Below are 21387 nucleotides of genomic sequence, written 5' to 3'. Positions count from 1 at the left end.
GTCGGCGGGCCCGGCGTTTGATGGGGACAGGCACGGACCGACCGCACCGCCCCCGAACCGCCTCTCCCGAGGAGACCAGCCGTGGATCTCGTACTGCGTCCCGGAAGGCCCGACGACGCCGCCGCATGCGGCCGGATCTGCTACGAGGCCTTCGCGGCCATCGCCCGCGAGCACGGCTTCCCGCCCGACTTCGCCACCCCTGAGGTCGGGGTGGGCACCGCCGAGATGCTGCTGAACCACCCCGGCTTCTACAGCGTGGTCGCCGAGCTCGACGGCCGCGTCGTGGGCAGCAACTTCCTCGACGAGCGCTCCCCGGTCGTCGGCGTCGGTCCCATCACCGTCGACTGCGAGGTCCAGGACGGCGGCGTCGGCCGCCGCCTGATGCGCGACGTCATGGACCGGACCGCCGAGCGCGGCGCCCCCGGCATCCGGCTGCTCCAGAGCGGCTACCACTCCCGCTCGTTCGCGCTGTACGCGGGCCTCGGCTTCCAGTTCCGCGAGACGGTGGCCTGCCTCCAGGGCGCGCCGATCGGCGTCGCCGTGCCCGGCTACCTGGTGCGGCCCGCGCGCGAGGAGGACCGCCCCGCCTGCGACGACCTGTGCCGCCGCGTCCACGGCGTCGACCGCGGCGGCGAACTCGCCGACGCCGTCACCCAGGGCACCGCCCGCGTCGTCGAGCACGAGGGCCGCATCACCGGCTACGCCACCGACCTGGCCTTCTTCGCCCACGCCGTGGGCGAGACGACCGAGGACATCCGCGCGCTCATCGGCGCGGCCGAGGCCTTCGGCGGCCCCGGCATCCTCGTCCCCGCGCGCAACAGCGCGCTGCTCCAGTGGTGCCTGGGGCACAAACTGCGCGTGGTGCAGCTGATGAGCCTGATGACCATCGGTCTCTACAACGAACCGGACGGCGCCTACCTCCCCTCCATCCTGTACTGACGGCGCCGACGACGACTCCCGTGTACCGGCGGCGCACGTTCACCAGGCACCCGGCCCGTACGGTCGTCGTGGCCTTCGCCGTCGCCGTCCTCGCCGGTACGGCGCTGCTGGCCCTGCCGCCCGCCACCCAGGACGGCCACGCCACGGACGCCGTCACCGCGCTGTTCACCGCCACCTCCGCCGTGTGCGTGACCGGGCTCGTGGTCGTCGACACCGGCACGTACTGGAGCGGCTTCGGCGAGGGCGTCATCCTGGCGCTCATCCAGGTCGGCGGCTTCGGCATCATGACCCTGGCCTCGCTGCTCGCCCTGCTCGTGTCGGGCCGGCTGCGCCTGCGGATGCAGCTGACCGCGGCGGCGGAGACGAAGAGCCTCGGCATCGGCGACGTACGCCGCGTGCTGTTCGGCGTGGCGGTCTCCACGCTCGTCGTGGAGCTGGCGATCGGGGCCGTCCTGGCCCTGCGGCTGCGGTTGGGGTACGACCGGGGCGTCGGCGAGGCGGTGTACTCGGGGTTCTTCCACGCGGTGTCGGCGTTCAACAACGCGGGGTTCGGGCTGCACGCCGACAACCTCACGCCGTACGCCCGCGATCCGTGGGTGACGCTGCCCGTCGCGGCCGCCGTCATCCTCGGCGGCCTCGGCTTCCCGGTGCTGCTGGAGGTGGTGCGCCACCGCCGCCGGCGGCGTACGACGGGGCGGCGGCGCTGGTCGCTGCACACCAAGCTGACGCTGCTCACCACGGCCCTGCTGCTGGTCGTCGGTACGGTGCTGACCTGCCTGCTGGAGTGGAACAACCCCGCGACTCTGGGGCCGCTCGACACGGGCGAGCGGGTGCTGAACGGCTTCTTCCACTCCGCGATGACCCGCACCGCGGGCTTCAACGCCCTCGACATCGGCGGCCTGGGGGCCTCCACGCTGCTGCTGAGCTGCATGCTGATGTTCATCGGCGGCGGCAGCGCGGGCACCGCCGGCGGCATCAAGGTGACCACCTTCGCGGTGCTCGGCGTGGCGATGCTCGCCGAGGTGCGCGGCGAGCCGCACTCCGAGGCGATGGGCCGCCGGCTCGCCCCGCACACGCTGCGCCAGGCGCTGACCGTGGCGCTGCTGGGCGTGGGGCTGGTCGTCGCCTCGGCGCTGGCCCTGGAGTCGCTGCACGCGGCGCCGCTGGAGGCGGTGCTCTTCGAGGCGGTGTCGGCGTTCGCGACCGTCGGGCTGACCACGGGCATCACGGCGGACTTCTCGACCCCGGGCCGGCTCATCCTGATCATGCTCATGTTCGTGGGGCGGCTCGGGCCCATCACGCTCGTCTCGGCCCTCGCCCTGCGCGAGCGCACCCGCCGCTACCAGCTACCGGAGGAGCGACCCGTCATTGGCTGAGCGCCTTCACTTCCTCGACCGGCGCCGACGGCGCCGCGAACGGCTCGCCTCGCGCGACACCGCCGAAGCCCGGCACACCGCCGGGGCGGACCGGCGTCCGGCCGGGCCGCCGCGCGACCAGCGCGTGGCCGTGATCGGCCTGGGCCGCTTCGGCAGCTCGCTCGCGCACGAGCTGACGCGGCGCGGCTGGGACGTCCTCGGCGTCGACACCGACCCGCACCTGGTCCAGCAGCACAGCGACACCCTCACCCACGCCGCCGTCGCCGACTGCACCGACCCCGAGGTGCTGTACCAGCTCGGCATGGACGAGTTCCCCAGCGCGGTCGTCGCCATCGGCACCGACGTCGAGGCGAGCATCCTGGTGACCTCCAACCTCCTGGACGTCGGCGTGCCCAACCTGTGGGCCAAGGCGATCAGCCGCCTGCACGGCAAGATCCTCGAACGGCTCGGCGCCCACCATGTGGTGCTGCCGGAGCACGAGATGGGCGAGCGCGTCGCCCACCTCGTCACGGGGCGGATGCTCGACTTCATCCAGTTCGACGACGACTACGCGCTCGTCAAGACCGTGGCCCCCGCCAGCGCCACCGGGATCCCCCTCGGCGAGAGCCAGGTGCGCAGCCGGTACGGCGTCACGGTCGTCGGCATCAAGCGGCCGGGGCAGGACTTCACGTACGCCACCGCCGAGACGGTCATGGAGCGCGGCGACGTCATCGTCGTCACCGGCCGTACGCAGGCGGTGGAGACCTTCGCGGAACTGAGCTGACTGGGAGGCATCGCATGGCGCGTGAGACGGACGTCGTGGTGATCGGGATGGGCGTGGGCGGCGAGCACGTCGCGGGGCGGCTGGCGGAGGCGGGGCTCGACGTCGTCGGCGTGGAGGCGGAGCTGGTCGGCGGGGAGTGCCCGTACTGGGCGTGCATCCCGAGCAAGATGATGATCCGCGCCGGGAACCTCCTCGCCGAGGCCGGCCGCGTCCCCGGCATGGCCGGAACGGCGTCGGCGGCTCCCGACTTCGGTCAGGTCGCGGCGCGCATCCGGGACGAGGCGACCGACGACTGGGACGACCGCGCGGCCGTGGACCGCTTCACCGGCAAGGGCGGCCGTTTCGTCCGCGGACGGGCCCGGATCACCGCGCCGGGCCGTGTGGAGGTCGACGGCGAGGGCAGGGGCGGCGAGACCTACACCGCCCGGCGCGGGGTCGTGGTGGCGACCGGCAGCCGCCCGCAGGCGCCGCCCGTGCCCGGGCTGGACGCGGTCCCGTACTGGACGAACCGCGACGCCGTCTCCGCGAAGGAGGCCCCGGACTCCCTGCTGGTGCTCGGCGGCGGCGCCGTCGGCGTGGAGCTGGCGCAGGCGTTCGCCCGGTTCGGTACGGCGGTGACGGTGGTGGAGGCGGCGGACCGGCTGCTGCCGGCGGAGGAGCCGGAGGCGGGCGAGCTCGTCGCGGGGGTCTTGCGGGAGCAGGGGCTCACCGTGCGCACCGGGGCGCGCGCCACGGGCGTGCGCCATGACGGGGACGGCTTCCGGCTCGCGCTCGACGGGGGTGAGGAGGTGGACGCGCGGCGGCTGCTGGTGGCCACCGGGCGGCGGGCCGTCCTGGGCGGCCTCGGCCTGGAGACCGTCGGGATCGACACGGAGGGCGCCCGCGCGCTGGAGGCCGACGGGCGCATGCGGGCGGTCGGAGCCGACGGCGTGTGGGCCGTCGGCGACGTCACCGGGCGCGGCGCCTTCACGCACGTGGCGATGTACCAGGCGGAGATCGCCGTACGCGACATCCTCGGCGAACCGGGTCCGGAGGCCGACTACCGGGCCGTGCCGCGCGTGACGTTCACCGACCCCGAGGTCGGCTCGGTGGGGCTCACGGAGCACGCGGCGCGCGAGCGCGGCCTGCGGGTGCGCACGGGAATGGCGCGGGTGGAGTCGTCGACGCGCGGCTGGATCCACAAGGCGGGCAACGAAGGGTTCGTCAAGGTGGTGGCCGACGCCGACCGGGGCGTCCTGGTCGGCGCGACCTCGGCGGGCCCGGCGGGCGGCGAGGTGCTGTACGGCCTCGCGGTCGCGGTGGAGGCGGAAGTGGAGGTGGCGCGGCTGCGCCACATGATGTTCGCGTACCCGACCTTCCACCGGGCGGTGGAGAGTGCGCTCGCCGACCTCCATATGAGCTGACGGACCGTCACCATGGCGGAGCGCGGCCGGGGATAGCCTGAGGCATGGAAGAAATCAACGGGGTCGAGATCATCGCGTGCGCGGACGGCGAGGCGTTCGAGCGCTGGCTGGCCGAGCACCACACCCGCCACGAGGGCGTGTGGATCAGGGTGGCGAAGAAGGGCTCCGGCGTTCCGTCGGTCACCTCCGACGAACTGGTCGACATCGGCCTCTGCTACGGCTGGATCTCCGGCCGGCGGCGGTCCCTCGACGCGCGCCACTACCTCCAGAAGTACGTGCCCCGCCGGCCCCGGAGCCTGTGGTCGCGCGTGAACGTCGAGAAGGTGGAAGCGCTGATCGCCGCCGGGCGGATGCGCGAGCCGGGCCTGGCGGAGGTGCGCAAGGCCCAGGCCGACGGGCGGTGGGAGGCGGCGTACGCGTCGCAGCGTACGGCCACCGTTCCGCCGGACCTCGCGGCCGCGCTCGACGCGGACCCCGACGCCCGGCGCGCCTTCGAGGCGCTCGACAAGACGGGCCGGTACCTGCTGATCCTGCCGCTGCTCCAGGCCGCCACCCCGGAGAGCCGGCGGGCCCGGCTCGACAAGGCGCTCGCCTCGCTGCGTACGGCGGGCGCCTCACCGGCCTGACCGGCCCGACCGCTTCACCGGCCTCTTCGACGGAGGTCCCGGAGCGGCTCCACCCGCACGGGGCCCGCGCGCAGCGGCGGCTCGTCGAGCGGGTCGGTACGGAGCACGGGCCGGGGGCGGGCGGCCGGTCGCGCGTGAGCGGCGTCGTACGCCGCCCGCCGCTGCGGGTCGTGCAGCAGGGCGTACGCCGCCACCACGCGGTCCAGCTCCTCGCGGGCGCCCGGCTGGTCGGGGCCATCGTCGGGGGCCGCGTCCGGGTGGAGGGTGCGGACGAGCCTCCGGAAAGCGGCGGTGACCCGTGCGTCCGACGCCGTCGGCGGGACGCCGAGGACCGTGTAGGGATTGCGCCGCGGGGGTGTCGCCACCGCCCCTCACCTCCCGTCCCGGGTTCCATCCTGCTCACTTCCGGGATATAAAAATTGAGCGAGCCCTTGTCAAGTGTCAGTCCGCGTGAGAAGGGAGTCCGTCCATGGAGGCACTGGTCTGGCTGCTCGTTCCCCTGATGGCCGCGGTCGGCGTCGGCGTCTGGGCCTGGTACGTCTCGCGCCCGAACTCGCTCGACCTCTGGACCGACGTCGAGCGGTACGACCGGCTGCGCGCCGGCCTCAGCAGCTCGCCCCGCCGGCCCGGCCTTACCCGCCGGGCTTAGCGGGTACGCGTTCCGTCTCGTCCTCGATGGAGAACGGAGCAGACATGAGCGACACGAACACGGTCGTCGTCGGCGTGGAGGACTCGCCCGGCCAGGAGGACCTCATACGGTTCGCGGCGGGCCAGGCGGTGCTGCACGGCGCCGCGCTGCGCATCGTCCACGTGGTGCGGGCCGACGGCGACGCCGTCACCCGGACGGAGGAGGAACTCGTCCAGCGGTACGAGCGGACCGTGCGGTCCGAGTTCCCGGAGCTCACCGTGGCCGGTGAGCTGCCCCGCGGGCACGCCGCCGCCGTGCTGGTCGAGCGCTCCGCCGAGGCCGCGATGATCGTCATCGGCCACCGGGGCAGCGGCGGCTTCCCGAGGCTGCCCCTGGGGTCGGTCAGCTGGCAGGTCGCCACGCACGCCGAGTGCCCGGTCATCGTCGTACGCCCGGGAGAGGCGGGCGAGACCGGGGAGTCCGGGGGCCTCGGGGGTCCCCGGGAGAACCGGGTCGTGGTCGGTGTGGACACCGAGGAGGCGTCGCTGGCCGCGCTCGACCTGGCGTACACGGAGGCGGAGTTGCGCGGGGCGCGGCTGGAGGTCGTGCACGGCGCGTACCACCCCGGCATGGTCCCGACCGGGCCGGTCGGCATGGTGCCGCCCGACTTCTCGGTCATGGACGACGGCGCCGAGGCCTTCCTCCGCAAGGAGACCGAGCTGCGCCGCGACCGCCACCCGGGGGTGGAGGCCGACGTGCGCATCGAGCACACCCGCCCCGCGAGCCTCCTGGTGGAGGCCGCGCGCGACGCCTCGCTGCTCGTCGTCGGCACCCGCGGCCGCACCGGGCTGCGCAGGCTCCTGCTCGGCTCGGTCAGCGCGGAGGTCCTGCACACGGCGCACTGCCCGGTGCTGGTGGTCCCGACGGCGGACGCCGACGCCGAGGGCTAGGGAGTTCTCAGCGCCGCAGGCGCCGGAGCGCGTGCCGGACCCCGCGCCGTACCGGCCGCAGGAGCCGCCGCACCCAGCGGCGCACCCGGCCGCGCATCCGCCGCAGGGGGTGGGCCGCGCCGGGTGGGCCGTACGGCGGCGGCTCGGGCAGCAGGGGCACGCGCGGCATCAGGTAGCGGATGCCGCCGCGCACCATGACGCACAGCGGCGTGCCGTCCACGTCCTCCACGAGCACGGTGAAGGGCCGCGGCGGGTCGCCGGGCTGCTCGCCGGGGAGCTCGGCGGCCAGCTCGCGGACGCCCCGGCCGCCGAGGCCGCCGCGGCCGTGCTCGTGCCGGACGGCGACCACCTTGCCGTCGACCAGGACCTCGACGTCGTGCGCGGCCCGCCCGAGCAGGACGGTGATGGAGTGGCCCTCCTGGTCGAGGTGGAAGCGGTGGCGATGCGGCGCGGCCATCGCCCCGAGCCCTGCCTTTGCCTACCTGCCCTCCATGCCCTGCCTGCCCTATCTGATGGGGCGCGTACGGCCCCGGCGGGACCAGCGGACGGCGAAGAAGATGACGTCGACGACGAGCACGACGATGCCGATGATCAGCAGCCACATCAGGCCCTCGACGACGACGCCGATGAGGCCGAGGATGATGGCGATCAGGATCAGGAACAGGAACAACGCCATGGGTGGAGCACCTCCTGGTGGAGATCGGCGGCGTCAGCGGCGGGCGAGTCTGCGTTCGCCGTTGGCGCCCGCCGCGTAGGGCAGGCCGTAGTGCTGGAAGATCGCTTCCTCGCCGTCGGCCGGGAGCACGCCGTCCATGTCGATGGACGGGGCCTTGCGGACCTCGCCCTTGGCGTACGGGACCTTGACGTAGTCCGGTCCGGCGATCGCTTCGCCGAGGGGCACGAACACCAGGCGCTGCCGGGTGGGCAGGCCGGTGCGTACGGTGGCCATGGCCGGTTCGTCGGTGCCGGTGTCCACGTAGACCGCCTCCAGCACACCGATCTTGTGGCCCTTGAGGTCGACGACGTCGTGGTTGCGCCACTCGCGTATGTCTGCTGACCGAATCATGCGTGCCGCCCTCTGCGCGGATGCTGGGCCATGGGCGAACGACCACGCGACACGCGGGTGCCGGGCACCCGCTCGTGACGGCCGCTCTCTCCCTGTCCAGCCTGCCCCGGCGCGCCGGGCGCCGCCACACGGAGCCCGGCGGCGCCCGCCCGGAGCGCGCGTTCAGCCGTCGGTGTAGCTGAAGTCGCCCACCGTCCACGCGCTGACGTCCTCGATGGCCACCCGGTACATCCCGCCGGTCTCCGGGATGCCGACCGTGCCCTGGAGGATCCGGGCGACGTGGAAGTGCAGGTGCGAGGGGGCGGAGCCGCGGGAGCCACCGGAGCCACCGGCACCATCGGTCTCGGTCTCGGTCTCGGTGTCGGTCTCGGCCTCGGCTTCGGCTTCGGCGCGTGTGGCGGCCGCGTCGCCGAACACGCCGGCGAACGCGCCCAGCCGGTCCGAGTCCCGCAGGACCTCGGCGACGCGCTCGCGCCACACGGCCTCGGGGGCGAGCCGCCCCGTGATCACGGCGCCGTTCACCACGACGGTCAGCGACATCTGATTGGACCGCTGGGACTCCACCGTGGCCGCGACGTCCACGAGCAGGTCATCAGGCTTCGTCATGCGGCCGACCCTACAATCCCGGCCGTCCCGGCGGCAGGCGCCCTGGGCGACGGCGGCTCGATCCGTCGCCCGCGTATACCCAAGTTCCGGGCGGGGCAAGCGTGGTGACGGGCGAGGAGGGGGCGCGTGGGGGTGCGGGAGATTTCGACATGGTCACAAGCGGCCGGATTCATGTGACATCTCTAAGGTGTGCCTTACCTAAGTTGTATGGTGGCGCCGTTGGTCCGGCCGAGGGGAAGGGACGTGGAGTCCATGGGCGATGTCCGCCTGGTGGCGAAAAACCTTGAGGTCGGGCATGGTGGCGGCCGTCCGGTCCTGAAGCAGGTGGACCTCTCGCTGCGGGCCGGTGCGATCACCGTGCTCGTCGGGCCCAACGGTTGCGGAAAATCGACCCTGTTGCGCACTGTCGCGGGCCTGCTGCCGCCGCTCGCCGGCGAGATACGCATCGACGACGCGCCGCTCGACTCGTTCGCGCGCCGCACCCTGTCCCAGCGCCTCGCCTTCCTGCCGCAGACCTCGCAGGCCCCCGCCGGAGTGACCGTCCGTGAGCTCGTACGGCACGGGCGCTACGCCCACCGGGGCGCCCTCGCCCGGCACACCGGCGAGGACACCGAGGCCATCGACTGGGCCCTGGAGGTCACGGACGCCGCGCCGCTCGTCGAGCGCCGGCTCGACGAACTGTCCGGCGGCGAGCGCCAGCGCGCCTGGCTGGCGATGGTGCTGGCCCAGCGGGCCGGGGTCCTGCTGCTGGACGAGCCGACCACGTACCTCGACATGCGCCACCAGTTCGAGGTGCTGGACGTGGTACGGCGCCTCGCCCGCGAACACGGCATCGCCTGCGGCGTCGTGCTGCACGACCTGACGCAGGCGGCGGCGTACGCCGACGACGTCGTGGTGGTCGCGGACGGCGGGATCGCCGCGGCGGGCGCGGCCGACGACGTACTCACCCCGGACGTCATCGAGCGCGCCTTCGGCCTGCGCGTCAGCGTCGTACGCGATCCGGAGACCGGCTACCTCGCCTGCTTCCCGCAGCGGTCCGAGGCGTCCCTCGGGGAGTCCGCCGCTTCCTGAGAGCGCCGCTTCCTCAACCGCCCGCGTCATCCCTTACCCAAGGCACAAGGAGAGTTCGACCATGCAGAGAATGCTGCGCGCCCTCGCGACCGGCGGTACCGCCGTGGCCCTCATACTCACCGCGACCGGCTGCGGCGGCGGCACGGTCGGGGACACCGCGGGCGGAGACAAGAAGACCGGCGGGGCCGACAAGGCCGCCGGCGGCAAGATCACCGTCGACACCGCGCAGGGCAAGGTCACCCTCGACAAGCCCGCCACCAAGGTCGTGGCGCTGGAGTGGACGTACACCGAGGAGCTCGTCGCCCTCGGCGTCACCCCCGCCGGCAACGCCGACAACGCCGGCTACGGCACCTGGATCACCGCCAAGGGCGCGGCCCTCCCCGGCAAGGTCACCGACGTCGGCAACCGCAACGAGCCCAGCCTGGAGAAGATCCGCGCCCTCCAGCCGGACCTCATCGTGATCGACAACGACCGGTCCAAGGCGAACCTCAAGCAGCTCCAGGACATCGCGCCGGTGCTGTCGTTCACGTACACCACCAAGCCGCAGCTCGAGACGATGAAGAAGAACTTCGGCGAGCTGGCGAAGGCGGTCGGCAAGGAGGACAAGGCCGCCGAGGTGACCAAGCAGATCGACACCAAGGCCGCCGACCTCAAGGCGCGCCTCGACAAGGCCGGCAAGGGCGGCATGAAATACGCGCTCGCGCAGGGCTTCACCGCCAACGGCACCGCCTCGATCCGCATGCTCACGGACGACGCCATCGCGCCGCAGGTGCTCAACCTGGCCGGGATGAAGAACGGCTGGAAGGGCCAGCCGGACGCGTGGGGCATGACCACCGTCGGCGTCGAGGGCCTGACCCAGGTCGAGAAGGACGCCACCTTCCTCTACGTCGCCGCCGACAACGACAACCCCTTCACCGGCGCGTTCAAGGACAACGCCGTCTGGAAGGGCCTGCCGTTCGTCACGAACGACAAGGCGCTGCCGCTCGACCCGGGCACCTGGCTCTTCGGTGGCCCGCTGTCGGCGCTGCACATCCTCGACGAGACCGGCAAGGCCCTGAAGGTCTGATGGCTCGGGAAGGACTGACGGCGGACGCACCCGCCCGTCCGCGTCCGCGTCCGCTCGGCAGCCGCCGCCCACGGGCCCTGCTCGTGGGCGGCGCCCTGTCGCTGCTCCTGTGCCTGGTCGCCGTGGTGCACCTCGGTCTCGGGGTGTCCGGCGTGGGCATCGGCGACATCGTGGACCTGCTCCTCGGCCACGGCGACGCGCGCACCCACGACGTGCTGATGGGCAGCCGTCTGCCGCGCACGCTGACCGGCCTCGTCGTCGGCATCGCCCTCGGCGTCTCCGGCGTGCTCGTCCAGGGCGCCACCCGCAATCCGCTCGCCGCGCCCGACACCCTCGGCGTCAACGCGGGCGCGTACCTCGCCGTCGTGCTCGTCGCCTTCACCGGCATCAGCCTCGGCCCGCTGCCCGGCGGCGCGGCGGCGTTCCTCGGCGGTCTCGTCGCGGTCGCCGTCGTGTACGCGCTCAGCAGCGGCGGCGTCATGACGCCCGGCAAGGTGCTGCTCGCCGGTGCGACGGTGGCGCTGGCCGCCACCGCGGGGGCCGAGTTCCTCCAGATGCTCGACGTGAACGCCACGCGCGGGCTGTTCTTCTGGGGCAACGGCACCCTGATGCAGTCCGGTCTGGAACGGCCGCTCGTCCTCGGCGCGGTCGTCGTCGCCGGCGCGCTGATCGCTCCGCTGCTGGCCCGGCCGTTGGACCTGCTGTCGCTCGGCGACGAGACCGCCCAGGCCATGGGCGTACGCGTCGAGCGCGTCCGCCCGGCGGCCTTCCTCGTCGCGGTGCTGCTGTCCGCGGCCGCCGTCTCGCTCGCCGGTCCGATCGGCTTCGTCGGGTTGATCGCGCCCGTCGTCGTACGGCAGTTGGGCGTCCGCGCGCACGCGGCGATGATGCCCATGGCGGCGCTGCTGGCGTCGGCGCTGGTGCTCGGCGCGGACGCGGCGGCGCAGCTGATCGTGCGGCCGTCCGCGACGCAGCCCGCCGAGATCCCGGTCGGCGTGGTCACGGCGCTGATCGGCGGCCCGGTCTTCATGCTGCTCGCGCGCCGGGTCAGCACCGGAGACGCCGACACGGGCGCGGCGGTCGCGGTCTCCGACCAGCGGCGCGCTCCGGCGTACGCCGTCGTCCTCGGCGGCGGGCTGGCCGCGCTGGCGCTGGCGATCGCGGTCTCGCTGCGCGTCGGCGACGTACAGATCAGCTGGGGCGGGCTCGTCACCGCGCTGTTCTCCACCGCCGACCAGATCACCGAGTCCGTGGTGGCCTACCGGCTGCCGCGCGTCCTGGTCGCCGCCCTGGCCGGGGCCTGCCTGGCCGTCGCCGGCGCCGCCGTCCAGGCCGTCGTCCGCAACCCGCTGGCGGAACCGGGACTCGTCGGCGTGACCGGCGGGGCCTCGCTGGGCGCGGTCGCCGTCATCCTCGTCGTACCGTCGGCGCCGCTGGTGGCGCTGCCGGCGGCGGCCGCGGTCGGCGGCGTGCTGATGCTCGCGGTCGTGCTGCTGGTGGCGCGGGGCAGCGCCAAGGGCGGGCGGGGCGGGCTCGACCCGACCCGGGTGGTGCTGGTCGGCCTGGGCGCGGCCGCCACCGCGATGGCCCTGGTCAACATCATGGTCGTCGGCGCGCAGATGAACATCTCCGCGGCGCTCGGCTGGCTCGCTGGCAGCACGTACGCCCGCGACTTCTCGGCGCTGGCCTGGCTCGCGGTGCCCGCGCTGGTCGCGGTGGCGCTGGTGGCCGCCGCGCGGCCGGTGAACCTGCTGTCGCTCGGCGACGAACTGCCGCGCGCCCTCGGCCTGGAACTGGGCCGCGCCCGGCTGCTGGTCCTCGGCGCCGGCGCGGTCCTCGCGGCGGGCACGGCTGCGGCGGTCGGCGCGGTCGGCTTCGTCGGCCTGGTCGCCCCGCACCTCGCCCGGCGGGTCGTCGGCAGCGGCACGACCCGCATGGTGCCGATGGCGGCGGTGCTCGGCTCCGTCCTGGTGGTCTCCTCGGACGCGCTGGGCCGGTGGCTGCTGGCCCCGACGGAGATCCCGGTGGGCATCGTCACCGCGCTGGTGGGAGCGCCGTACCTGGTGTGGCTGCTGCGGCGGACGCGGGAGGTGTGAGGCTCTCCGCATGCCCGCACGCCTCAGCCGCGGTGCCTCGGGAGCCATCCGGCGCTTCGCCGGGTGGCTCACCCGTGGCTCGGTGGGTCACCCGATGCCGGAGGGCGTCGACTACTGGCAGGAACTGCGCGAGTCGCCCTCCCAGATGGAGATCTGCTTCGCCGTCTTCGCCCACGTCCTCGAACTGGACGAGGAGGGGGAGCCGGTCAACGAGGACCATGCCGGGCGCCGGGCCGCGGCCTGGCTCTACCGGTACTGCACGGGGGAGCTGCCGCCGGGCGAGCCGGACTTCGAGCCGTGGGAGTGCGCACTCCACTGACCTCGGTCCCAGGAGGGTACGCCGATGGCGGTCCGTGCACGCTCCTAATTGAACGCGTTCAATATGGCTGGCAGGATGGAGGCCGACGGCCGCTCCGCACTGGCGGGTGGCCCCGACGAGGCATGCCATCAGGGGGGCGATCCGTGGACGCGAGTACACCGTGGCGGAACCTGGGGGTCATCGGGCTGCGGTTTGTCGACCTGGTGGTCCGCTACGCCCTCGTCTTCGCGCTCACCTTGTGGGCCATGGAAGCCTCGCTGCCGGGAGAGCCGGGCATCCTCCAGGACTGGGCGTCCTTCGCCCTAGTGATCGGAGCCCCCTCCCTCCTCATCAGCTTCGTCTACGGGCTGGCCAACACCCGCACCGGCATGGCTTTCCGAGGACCGCTCGTGGGGCTCCTGATGCTCCCCCTGTGGTTTCTGTTTTTCTTCCCGCCGCTCCTGCTCTTCCCCGCCACGGGCCACGTTGTCTTCGCCCTGTGGGTGATGCGGGCACCGCTTCTGGGCCCCTCCCAGCTCCGGCGGCACGGGCGCGTGGCGCTCGCCGTCGTCGCCGGGTCCCCTCGGACTCTGGCGCGCTTCTTCCGCCGCGGGGCTTCCTAGTGTTGTGGCCGGGGACCTTTGCCGGGTCGCTCGTTGTGCTGGGTGTCGGTGACGGCCTGTGGCAGGGGGCGGCAGGGCAGCACCGGTGCGAGTTCGCCGGCTGACCGAGCAGGAGGGGCAGAAGCTGCAGCAGATCGTTCGGTGGGGAAGCGCCAGTTCCTGAGAACGCCCGACATCCCGACGTCCTCGCCGCCCAACGACGCGAACGCGCGCGCACCCGCAGCGAGAAACACATCCGCTGGGGCGGCAGACCTTTCCAGCTTGCGGCCTGAACCCGGCAGACCTGCTGGTCACAGCATTAGTCGTCGAACTCGAAGCCTGCCGCCTCGGCACGGGCAACGATCTCGCGAACTGCGTGGGAATGGGAGATCACGGGCTCCAGGGCAGCTTTGAGCTGCGTGAGGTCACTCAAGCTCCCGAGCGCACAGAACATGCCGCCCTCGCTGTCGAAGTCGAGGCACTCAGCGAGATCCGGCCAGGCGAACCGCACAAGACCTTCCCAGAAGTACCCATTCGGTTCGTGCCCGGCGGCAACTACTGCAGCATCGGCGGCCAGGTCGCCTGCAGCGAGTGTCAGCGAGTGCTCGCCGTCAAAGTCATTCAGTCTGAGAGACACGGCGGAATCTTCCCATGCCCGGTGCACAGGCTGACCGGCCCGTAAAACCCCTTGTCCGCTCCATTGATCTTGCGGTGGGGCGTGGTGAGCTGACTGTGGCTCCGTGAACCCACCCAAGGTCCGCGTCGATGGAGGCTGGGGTCATGACTGCCCTCGCCGACGGCCTCCGGCCGGTCGCACTGCCCGATCCTGCCCGTCCGGACGCGGGCCTCATCCTGGCGTCGCTATGGCACATCAGCGGGCTCGAACAACAGTAGAAGGTCATGTCCGGCGTCATGGATGCCTGGGAGAAGGCCCGGCTGCCAGCCGCGTACCTTGCGCGGCACTGTCTGGCAGGGTCCGACGGCCGGACCATCCTCAACTTCGCCCAATGGACCAGTCCCCAAGCGCACCGGACCTTCGCCGCCGACCCTCGCACCCAGCAAAGCCTCGGCAGTGCCATCCAGGCGCTGTACTCGGCCGATCCGTCGGACTGTTACCTGCCCTACCGCTTCGCGGGGCGGCACGACGGAGCCGCCCGCTACTTCACCGCAACGTAGTACGACACCGAGGACGGTGGGATGGCCCGGTCACTCGCCGATGAGTTGACCGAGCGCGCCCCCACCGCCCTGGTGTCCTCGACCGCAGTGGCGGAGTATTTCTACATCGGCGAGCAGGACGGCAGCTCCTCGTGCTTGCCGGATTCCGGGACGAACCCGGCGGCGCCGGCCCATGCTTCCGACCGTTCCGCGGGCTGGTGCGGTCGGCGCGCCAAAGGTCTGCTCCCACCCACATACGTGAGCTCCCCGCGACCGGCCACGAGATCGATTAACCAGACACCTCCTTGGCCCTGTGGCGTCCGGGGCTGCCTCTTTACGCAGGTCACGCAGGCGTCGCGCGACTACTTCGCGCGCTGCCTGTGCCGACGAGGGCGGAGAGATGGGCATGAGCCGGCCTGTCCGGTGATCAGTGGATCTCGTACTGCTCGTGCGGGATGGCCCGCTCCCACACCGCCTCGAATGCCGAGGCGCATAGTTCCGCGCAAACCGGATCTTCTGTCTCCTCCGGCCCGGCTGATGCGCCGTCGCCGGTGAAGTGGTTCCAGCGCAGGTCCGTTCTGGCCCAGCAGTTCCTCCGCCAAGCGCTTGGCCGTGTCGGTGACCAGCCGGTCGCGGCTGTTGTCGACCCAGCGCTGCGCGTTGCCGTACCCCTGCTCCTTGTACTCCAGGCCCTGGAGCATGCACTCCAGCTTGTCGGCATCGCGGGCGCACACCGCCTCGCGGCTTTCCTTGCCCTCGTACTCCGCGACCAGCTCCCGTACCGCCGAGGCGAGCACCTCTGGCATGCCGGTCAGCTGGTCGGCAGTGACCGCCTGCGGATCGGCTTGCGGCGCGTACTTCCGTCCGAGGTAGTTGACGTCCCCCGTGCGCGTCTCCTGCGAGTCGTGCCACACCGCGAGCAGAGCGGCGCGCGCCGGATCGGCGCCTTCCAGCTTGGCGATGACCGAGGCGATGAGGGAGGTGCGCCAGGCGTGTTCCGCGACGCTCTCCGGGTCCGCACGCCCGCCATCCACCAGCCGGTGCGTCGTGCGTGCTTGAGCGTCCCCGCTTCGTACAGGAAGCGGGCCACCGCGGACAGGTCTTCAGCCACCGTCCGTCTCCTCTCACGCCTCGGCGAGGCGGATCGCGTACCGGATGCCGTCCAGCTCCCGCCCATCCAACCTCATTGCCGGGCGCGGTCAGTCGTGCTGAATGCCGATCTCGTACGCGATCTCCCATCGCACATCGGCCACGATGATGTCCGCGGTTTCGACCGGGCGACCTTCCGCGTCGTAGTAGGTGCGCTCGATCTGGGTGATCAGATCGCCGACGGAGATGCCCAGCAGGTTGGCCTGCTCCTGCGTGGCCCGCGCCGGGCGTGGTACTTCGACGGCCACGTCGATGATGACGCCGATCGACCTCATCCGCTCCACGACCCCGGCACCCGCGTGCGGGCCCATCTCAGGCAGCACGATGGGGGTTCCGTCGGTGATGGCCATCGGCTCCCAGGACTCGGAGAGCTGCACGGGCTGGCCGTCGGCGAGGAACTCGTAGTGGGTGTGCACGGTGAGGTCGCCCGGGGCGATGGCGAGCCGCTCGGCGATGTGCTCGGGCGCCGGAACGCGCGCGGTGCTGTGCGACTCCCACGTACCCGCCCTTCCTTGTTCCTGCATGTCGGCGCGGAACGGGCTACCGCCTCGCTGCTCGCGGTGTCGTGACCGCACCATCCGGAGGCGCTCACGCGGACGACGAACATAGGTGCCGGACCCAGCTCGGCCTTCGAGAAGGCCTTCGATGATGAGCCGCTCCATCGCGCGTTGGGCCACGTTCTGGCCCACGCCGTACTCGGCGGCGATGCGGGCGCGGCTGGGGAGCTTGGCGCCGACGGCCCACTCGCCGGACTTGATCCGGGCGCGCAGCTGGTCGGCCACCTGAAGGTAGTGGGTCTCGCGGGGCATATGCGCGGCTCCGGGGTCGTACACGTCGATGTTGACAAAGCTAATGCATCAGGTCGAAGCTGAATACTCAGCATCACGAAGCGTGATGCCTTGATTGCAGGGAGAGCTGTGCCCAGCGACAAGGCGAAGACCGCCGCCATCGTCGGCATGCTCATTGCCGCCACAGGCGTCGAGCCGACCATCGAAGACGCGCCCGGGCGCGTGCGCATCGAGGCCGCCCTTCCCGATCACCTGGGCGGCACGCAGAGACGGGCGATCCTCCTCGCCCTCGACCGCGCCGACCGGTATGGGCACGAACGGCGCGAGAACCGCACGACCGTATGGGCCGAACTGGACAAGGTGGACCGATGAGTGATCCTGCGTGCCGCACCCAGCCGGCGATTCCGCAAGCAGAGGAGCCCGGAGCCATGTGGCTCGCCTCCGTGAAGGATCCGCCGTCGATCATCCTGACCGCGTGGGCCGACAGCGCCTACTCCCTCGCGGAGGTGCCGCTCGGCGTGCGGTTCGACGTCGTGCGCGCCACCGAGTGCCTGGGTGTGCGCGCCCTTGATGCCTTGGCCAACGCGGCTGTGTCGCTGGGGCCGGTGCTGTACTGCCGCCCGCGTCAGGCCGTCGAGTTCCTTGTTCCGGTCGGCACCGCTGCCACCTGGGAGCCGTTGCGCGGCACCGTGTGCGCCGGGCGCGGCGGCGCGCTGCTCTGCCCGGCGCCGGGTATGAGCCGCCGCGGCCGGACGTGGTTGTACCCGCCCGTCGGCGACGGCGTACTCACGGACTCCGATCTGCTGCGTGCCCACCTGCTGCGGGCGTACGCGCGGGGGCGGTCATGACGGCGGCGGCGTCCGGCCGGGTGTTCTGCGTGCACTGCGACCGCCCGATCTGGGGCGAGGCCGTCCGGATCGAGCCCATCGAGGCTGGATCTGGTGTCCACCCGGACAACTACCGGCACGAGACCTGCGGCCCGCGCACGGGCGCCCCCGTGTCCGGCCACGACAGCCTGATCACGACGCCTCCGCCATCCGGGCCGACGGCGTCTCCTGGGCGGCGGCGTCCACGGGCACCTCCGGCTCCGGCCGCAGCGTCCGCGCCGCCAGCACCCCCACCGCGCAGACCAGCGCCGCGGCGAGGCACACCGCGGTGAAGCCGCCCGAGAAGGCCGAGCGGGCCAGGGGCTGGAGGGCGGCGGGGACGAGTTCGAAGCGGCCGGTTTCGACGGCGGCCCGCACGCCCGCCTCCGGGCCGAGGCCCTCGCCCACGCGGGCCGAGAACAGGGCGCCGAAGACGGCGATGCCGGTCGCGGTGCCGAGGGGGTAGCAGGCGTTGGTGAGGCCCGAGGCCATGCCGGCGCGGTCGGCCGGGACGGCGCTCACGGCCACGCCCATCAGGGGCGGGAAGATGACCGCCCCGCCGATGCCGAGCAGCACCAGGCCGATGACCGTGGCCGCGCCCGCCGTCGGAGAGCCCGGCCCCGCCGAACCCCAAGCGCCCGCCACCGCCAGCAGCACCAGCCCCGCGCCCTGCGCCGCGAAGCCCCCCGCCACCAGCGCGTCCGCCGCGAAGCGGCGCTGGAGGCGTGCCACGAAGAGACCCGCGATCAGCAGGCTGCCGGTCAACGGCAGGAGGTGCAGGCCCACTTCGAGCGGCGTGTACGCGTGCGTCGACTGGAGCCACAGCGTGACGAAGGCGAGCACGCCCAGGCTCGTCAGCCGGGCGAGGAACCCCAGCAGGGCCGCGCCCGAGAAGGCCCGTACCCGCAGCAGCGCCAGGTCGATGAGGCCGTCGCCGCGCCGCTGGCTGGCCACCAGCGCGAGGGCGAGACCGACGCCGACGGCCGCCGAGAGCACCACCTGCGGCGACGCCCACCCCGCCTCCGGCCCGGCGACCAGCGGGTAGTGCAGCGCCAGCAGTGCCCCGACGCCGAGGAGCGCGCCGAGCGGGTCGATGCGGCGCCGGGTGTCGCGTGGGGCGGCCGACTCGGGCATGCGGGCCAGCGCGCCGGCCACCACCAGTACCCCGATGGGCACGTTGACGAGGAAGATCCACCGCCAGCCGAGCAGGTCGACGAGGACCCCGCCGACCACGGGCCCGAGGGCCCCCGCCGCGGAGGCGATGGCGGCGAACGCCGCTATCGCGCCCTGGCGGCGGGCCCCTTCGGGATAGGCGGCGGCGATCAGCGCCAGCGTGGGCGCGAAGACGAGCGCGCCGCCGACTCCCTGCGCGGCGCGGGCGGCGATGAGCGTGCCGACGTCGGGCGCAAGACCACATCCGGCCGAAGCGAGGGTGAAAAGCGCCATCCCGGCGGTGAAGACGGTTCGGCGCCCGATGCGGTCGGACAGCGCGCCCGAGCTGAGCAGCAGGGCGCCGAAGGCCAGCGAGTACGCGGAGACGGTCCACTGGACCTGGCCGAGCCCGCTCTCCAGGTCGCGGGCGATACCGGACAGGGCGACGTTCACCACCGTCACGTCCAGGGTCATCATCACGCCACCCGCGCTGACGAGGGCGAAGGTCCATCGGGGCGTGCGTCGGCGGGAAGGCACCGCTGAGCACCTCCAAAATTCGGGTCCGGGCGGGGGGTGGAAGCCCACGTGGCGGCGGCAACGAACCAGACCTGACGAACCGTCAACTCCCGTGGCGTGCCGCGTGGCTGAAAGTTGACCTTGTCCGTAAGGTAAGCCTAACCTAATCTAGCCCCGCCCGGACGTCCAGACGTTCGAGCGCAATGATCCGGCCAGACATCGGAGCTGCCTGATGCCCCTTTCCGCCGACCATCCCGTGCCCGCTCTGCCCGACGTGGCCCCCGCGGCCTGGCGCGAGGCCAACCGCCGCCTCCTCGCCAAAGCGCTCGGCGAGTGGTGTTTCGAGGACATGCTGAAAGCGGTCGAGACCGGCGAAGGCGGCTACCGCGTCGACCTCGACAGCGGCACCACGTACGCGTTCGACGCCACGCCCGGCGCCTTCGGCTGGCTGCGCGTCGACCCGGACTCGATCACCCGCACCGCCACCAGCATGCTCGGCAACTCCATCGCCCAACCGGCCTGGGACGCCCAGCAGTTCCTGATGGAGGCGGCCTCCACCATCGGCAGCGACCCCTCCACCATCGCCACCTACTTCACCGAGCTCTCCGCCACCCTCGCCGTCGACGCCGCGCGCCTCACCCACGGCGGCGAGACCGTGGCCGAGCTGCGCGCCCTGGGCCACACGGAGCTGGAGTGCCGGATGACCGGCCACAACCTCCTCGTCGCCAACAAGGGCCGGATCGGCTTCTCCGCCACCGACGTACGCCAGTACGCCCCCGAGTCCGCGCAGCCGCTGACACTCCAGTGGGTCGCCGTCCACCGCGGCCTCGCCGAGTTCCGGGGCACCTCCGAACTGTCCGAAACGACCATCCTGGAAAAGGAGTTGGACCCGGAGACCCGGGCCCGGTTCACCGCCGTCCTGGAGGACGCCGGCGTCGACCCGCAGGGCTACGTGTGGATGCCCGTGCACCCCTGGCAGTGGGACCACGCCGTGCAGATCACGCACGCCGCCGACGTCGCGCAGCGCCGCATCATCCCGCTGGGACAGAGCACGGACTCGTACCTGCCCGGCCAGTCGATCCGTACGATGGCCAACGCCACCACGCCCGAGCGGTACGACGTCAAACTGCCGCTGAAAATCCTCAACACCCTGGTCTGGCGCGGCATACCGCCGCACTGCACCATGGGCGCCCCGGTCGTCACGCAGTGGCTGCGCGGGCTCGTCGAGCGCGACCCGTTCCTGACCGAGACCTGCCGCACGGTCTTCCTCGGCGAGGTCGCCTCCGTCACCGTCCAGCACCCCTACCTGTCGAAACTCCAGGACGCGCCCTACCAGCACCTGGAGACCCTCGGCTGCATCTGGCGCGACTCCGTCTCCGCGCGCAAGGACCAGGGCGAGCGGGTGCGTACCTTCGCCTCGCTGCTGCACGTCGACAGCGCGGGCGACGCGTTCGTCGCCGAGCTCGTCCGCGCCTCCGGCCTGGACCCGCAGGAGTGGCTGCGGCGCCTCTTCGACACGCTGCTCACGCCGATCCTGCACGTGCTGTACCGGTACGGCGTCACCTTCAACCCGCACGGCCAGAACACGCTGCTCGGGTACGACGAGAACGACGTACCGGTCCGGCTCTACCTCAAGGACTTCGTGGACGACGTGTGCGTGTCGTTCACCGACGTGCCGGAGCGCGGCCCCGAGCCCGACGGGCACGACCACGTGCTGCCGCGCAAGCACCCCTCGATCATCAAGCAGCACGTCATGGACCAGGTCTTCGTCGGCCACTTCCGCTACCTCGCGCCGCTCTGCGCCGACCAGCTCGGCGTACCCGAGAAAACGTTCTGGCGGCTGGTCCGGCAGACGATCCTCGACTTCCAGACGGAGTTCCGGAAGCGGTTCCCCGAGCTCGCCGGGCGGTTCGCCGAGTACGACCTGCTCACCCCGGAGATCCCCCGGTACGGCCTCAACCGCGACCGGATCGTGGTCACCCGGTACACCGACCGCGCCCTGCGCCACGCGCTGTACCCGAACGGCACGCACCCCAACCCGCTCGCCGAGGACTGAGGAGGCAGCGTGACCCCGTTGGCCCAGACCCGACCCACTCGTCCCTTGCTCTCTCCCTTCCCGCCGTCCGTGCTCGCCGCCTCCCACGAGGGCCTCGCCGAGGTCCTCGCCACCCTCACCGAGGCGGTCGACGCCGCCGGCGCCGCCCGCCGCCCCGCCGGGCCCCTCCCGGCGGGCGCCCCGGCGCGAGGCCGGGGTCGCCGAGGCCAGGGCCG

The 21387-nt window shown here is 72.6% G+C and carries 25 protein-coding genes and 2 pseudogenes; 17 read left to right on the top strand and 10 right to left on the bottom strand.

The annotated features are described in order from the left end of the window. Positions 1 to 81: 81 nt before the first annotated feature. The 5 genes from ABZX67_RS24515 to ABZX67_RS24495 are packed head-to-tail and all read left to right on the top strand — an operon-like array spanning position 82 to position 5107. A complete protein-coding gene (locus ABZX67_RS24515; RefSeq protein WP_355363637.1) occupies positions 82 to 939 on the top strand; it encodes a GNAT family N-acetyltransferase in 858 nt (285 codons plus the stop codon). Positions 940 to 959: 20 nt separating this feature from the next. Beyond that, positions 960 to 2315, top strand: coding sequence for a potassium transporter TrkG (locus ABZX67_RS24510; RefSeq protein ID WP_355363635.1), 1356 nt, complete (start codon positions 960 to 962; stop codon positions 2313 to 2315). Further along, on the top strand, positions 2308 to 3078 hold the full coding sequence (locus ABZX67_RS24505) for a TrkA family potassium uptake protein (RefSeq protein ID WP_355363633.1): 771 nt from the start codon (positions 2308 to 2310) through the stop codon (positions 3076 to 3078). The genes ABZX67_RS24510 and ABZX67_RS24505 overlap by 8 nt, the downstream gene beginning before the upstream one ends. A gap of 14 nt (positions 3079 to 3092) precedes the next feature. Continuing rightward, positions 3093 to 4481, top strand: coding sequence for an NAD(P)/FAD-dependent oxidoreductase (locus ABZX67_RS24500; RefSeq protein ID WP_355363631.1), 1389 nt, complete (start codon positions 3093 to 3095; stop codon positions 4479 to 4481). 44 nt (positions 4482 to 4525) lie between these two features. Beyond that, a complete protein-coding gene (locus ABZX67_RS24495; protein WP_355363629.1) occupies positions 4526 to 5107 on the top strand; it encodes a YdeI/OmpD-associated family protein in 582 nt (193 codons plus the stop codon). A gap of 14 nt (positions 5108 to 5121) precedes the next feature. Here the strand turns inward: ABZX67_RS24495 and ABZX67_RS24490 are convergent, their stop codons facing one another. After that, the gene (locus tag ABZX67_RS24490; RefSeq protein ID WP_355363627.1) at positions 5122 to 5472 is read right to left on the bottom strand and encodes a J domain-containing protein; all 351 of its coding nucleotides are present in this window, start codon (positions 5470 to 5472) and stop codon (positions 5122 to 5124) included. 104 nt (positions 5473 to 5576) lie between these two features. On the opposite strand from ABZX67_RS24490, the gene ABZX67_RS24485 reads away from it, so the two are divergent. Continuing rightward, a complete protein-coding gene (locus ABZX67_RS24485) occupies positions 5577 to 5756 on the top strand; it encodes a hypothetical protein (protein WP_355363625.1) in 180 nt (59 codons plus the stop codon). 44 nt (positions 5757 to 5800) lie between these two features. Then, positions 5801 to 6685 carry a universal stress protein gene (locus ABZX67_RS24480; protein WP_355363623.1) on the top strand — a complete coding sequence of 295 codons (885 nt, stop codon included), beginning with the start codon at positions 5801 to 5803 and terminating at the stop codon, positions 6683 to 6685. Between the two features lie 7 nt (positions 6686 to 6692). Here the strand turns inward: ABZX67_RS24480 and ABZX67_RS24475 are convergent, their stop codons facing one another. The 4 genes from ABZX67_RS24475 to ABZX67_RS24460 all read right to left on the bottom strand — a co-directional run bounded on the left by ABZX67_RS24475 (position 6693) and on the right by ABZX67_RS24460 (position 8357). After that, positions 6693 to 7142 (bottom strand): hypothetical protein, encoded by a 450-nt coding sequence (locus ABZX67_RS24475; RefSeq protein WP_355363621.1) that lies wholly within the window; start codon positions 7140 to 7142, stop codon positions 6693 to 6695. Positions 7143 to 7190: 48 nt separating this feature from the next. Further along, on the bottom strand, positions 7191 to 7361 hold the full coding sequence (locus ABZX67_RS24470) for a hypothetical protein (RefSeq protein WP_355363619.1): 171 nt from the start codon (positions 7359 to 7361) through the stop codon (positions 7191 to 7193). A gap of 33 nt (positions 7362 to 7394) precedes the next feature. Next, complete coding sequence (locus ABZX67_RS24465) at positions 7395 to 7751, bottom strand: PRC-barrel domain-containing protein (protein ID WP_355363617.1); 357 nt, start codon at positions 7749 to 7751, stop codon at positions 7395 to 7397. Positions 7752 to 7913: 162 nt separating this feature from the next. Continuing rightward, positions 7914 to 8357 carry a hypothetical protein gene (locus ABZX67_RS24460; RefSeq protein WP_355363615.1) on the bottom strand — a complete coding sequence of 148 codons (444 nt, stop codon included), beginning with the start codon at positions 8355 to 8357 and terminating at the stop codon, positions 7914 to 7916. A 252-nt stretch (positions 8358 to 8609) separates the two neighbouring features. Between ABZX67_RS24460 and ABZX67_RS24455 the strand changes: the two genes are divergently transcribed. The 6 genes and pseudogenes from ABZX67_RS24455 to ABZX67_RS24430 all read left to right on the top strand — a co-directional run. Further along, positions 8610 to 9428 (top strand): ABC transporter ATP-binding protein, encoded by an 819-nt coding sequence (locus ABZX67_RS24455; protein ID WP_355363613.1) that lies wholly within the window; start codon positions 8610 to 8612, stop codon positions 9426 to 9428. Positions 9429 to 9489: 61 nt separating this feature from the next. Continuing rightward, positions 9490 to 10494 (top strand): iron-siderophore ABC transporter substrate-binding protein, encoded by a 1005-nt coding sequence (locus ABZX67_RS24450; protein ID WP_355363611.1) that lies wholly within the window; start codon positions 9490 to 9492, stop codon positions 10492 to 10494. Further along, positions 10494 to 12590 (top strand): iron ABC transporter permease, encoded by a 2097-nt coding sequence (locus ABZX67_RS24445; RefSeq protein WP_355363609.1) that lies wholly within the window; start codon positions 10494 to 10496, stop codon positions 12588 to 12590. The genes ABZX67_RS24450 and ABZX67_RS24445 overlap by 1 nt, the downstream gene beginning before the upstream one ends. 10 nt (positions 12591 to 12600) lie before the next feature. After that, positions 12601 to 12909, top strand: coding sequence for a hypothetical protein (locus tag ABZX67_RS24440; protein ID WP_355363607.1), 309 nt, complete (start codon positions 12601 to 12603; stop codon positions 12907 to 12909). A gap of 143 nt (positions 12910 to 13052) precedes the next feature. Further along, entirely contained in the window at positions 13053 to 13511 is a 459-nt protein-coding gene (locus ABZX67_RS24435; protein WP_355363605.1) for a hypothetical protein, read from the top strand. 161 nt (positions 13512 to 13672) lie between these two features. Next, positions 13673 to 13783: pseudogene (locus ABZX67_RS24430) on the top strand (IS630 family transposase); the annotation flags it as partial. 26 nt (positions 13784 to 13809) lie between these two features. On the opposite strand, the gene ABZX67_RS24425 reads toward ABZX67_RS24430, so the two are convergent. Then, positions 13810 to 14127: an Imm51 family immunity protein gene (locus ABZX67_RS24425; protein ID WP_355363603.1), complete on the bottom strand. Its 318-nt coding sequence runs from the start codon at positions 14125 to 14127 to the stop codon at positions 13810 to 13812. 263 nt (positions 14128 to 14390) lie between these two features. On the opposite strand from ABZX67_RS24425, the gene ABZX67_RS24420 reads away from it, so the two are divergent. Next, complete coding sequence (locus tag ABZX67_RS24420) at positions 14391 to 14666, top strand: hypothetical protein (RefSeq protein WP_355363601.1); 276 nt, start codon at positions 14391 to 14393, stop codon at positions 14664 to 14666. A 406-nt stretch (positions 14667 to 15072) separates the two neighbouring features. Here the strand turns inward: ABZX67_RS24420 and ABZX67_RS24415 are convergent, their stop codons facing one another. From ABZX67_RS24415 to ABZX67_RS24405, 3 genes and pseudogenes are all read right to left on the bottom strand, one after another. After that, positions 15073 to 15216: a DUF6879 family protein gene (locus ABZX67_RS24415; RefSeq protein WP_355363758.1), complete on the bottom strand. Its 144-nt coding sequence runs from the start codon at positions 15214 to 15216 to the stop codon at positions 15073 to 15075. Between the two features lie 13 nt (positions 15217 to 15229). Further along, positions 15230 to 15756 (bottom strand): annotated as a pseudogene (locus ABZX67_RS24410) (HD domain-containing protein); the annotation flags it as partial. Positions 15757 to 15844: 88 nt separating this feature from the next. After that, positions 15845 to 16603, bottom strand: a complete 759-nt coding sequence (locus ABZX67_RS24405; protein ID WP_355363599.1) for a GntR family transcriptional regulator — start codon at positions 16601 to 16603, stop codon at positions 15845 to 15847. A gap of 108 nt (positions 16604 to 16711) precedes the next feature. Here ABZX67_RS24405 and ABZX67_RS24400 point away from each other — a divergent pair, with 108 nt between their 5' ends. Both ABZX67_RS24400 and ABZX67_RS24395 read left to right on the top strand, forming a co-directional pair. Next, complete coding sequence (locus tag ABZX67_RS24400) at positions 16712 to 16954, top strand: hypothetical protein (protein WP_355363597.1); 243 nt, start codon at positions 16712 to 16714, stop codon at positions 16952 to 16954. Continuing rightward, positions 16951 to 17430 carry a hypothetical protein gene (locus tag ABZX67_RS24395; RefSeq protein WP_355363595.1) on the top strand — a complete coding sequence of 160 codons (480 nt, stop codon included), beginning with the start codon at positions 16951 to 16953 and terminating at the stop codon, positions 17428 to 17430. Before ABZX67_RS24400 ends, ABZX67_RS24395 begins: the two co-directional genes overlap by 4 nt. Positions 17431 to 17601: 171 nt before the next feature. On the opposite strand, the gene ABZX67_RS24390 is transcribed toward ABZX67_RS24395, so the two are convergent. Continuing rightward, on the bottom strand, positions 17602 to 19137 hold the full coding sequence (locus tag ABZX67_RS24390; RefSeq protein WP_355363593.1) for an MFS transporter: 1536 nt from the start codon (positions 19135 to 19137) through the stop codon (positions 17602 to 17604). Positions 19138 to 19348: 211 nt separating this feature from the next. Here ABZX67_RS24390 and ABZX67_RS24385 point away from each other — a divergent pair, with 211 nt between their 5' ends. Continuing rightward, positions 19349 to 21172, top strand: a complete 1824-nt coding sequence (locus ABZX67_RS24385) for an IucA/IucC family siderophore biosynthesis protein (RefSeq protein ID WP_355363591.1) — start codon at positions 19349 to 19351, stop codon at positions 21170 to 21172. Positions 21173 to 21387: the final 215 nt, after the last annotated feature.

The organism is Streptomyces sp. NPDC003036 (assembly GCF_040611175.1).
Lineage (GTDB): Bacteria > Actinomycetota > Actinomycetes > Streptomycetales > Streptomycetaceae > Streptomyces.
Note: the sequence above shows the minus strand (reverse complement) of the source record. Positions and strands in the feature narration are given on the sequence as shown.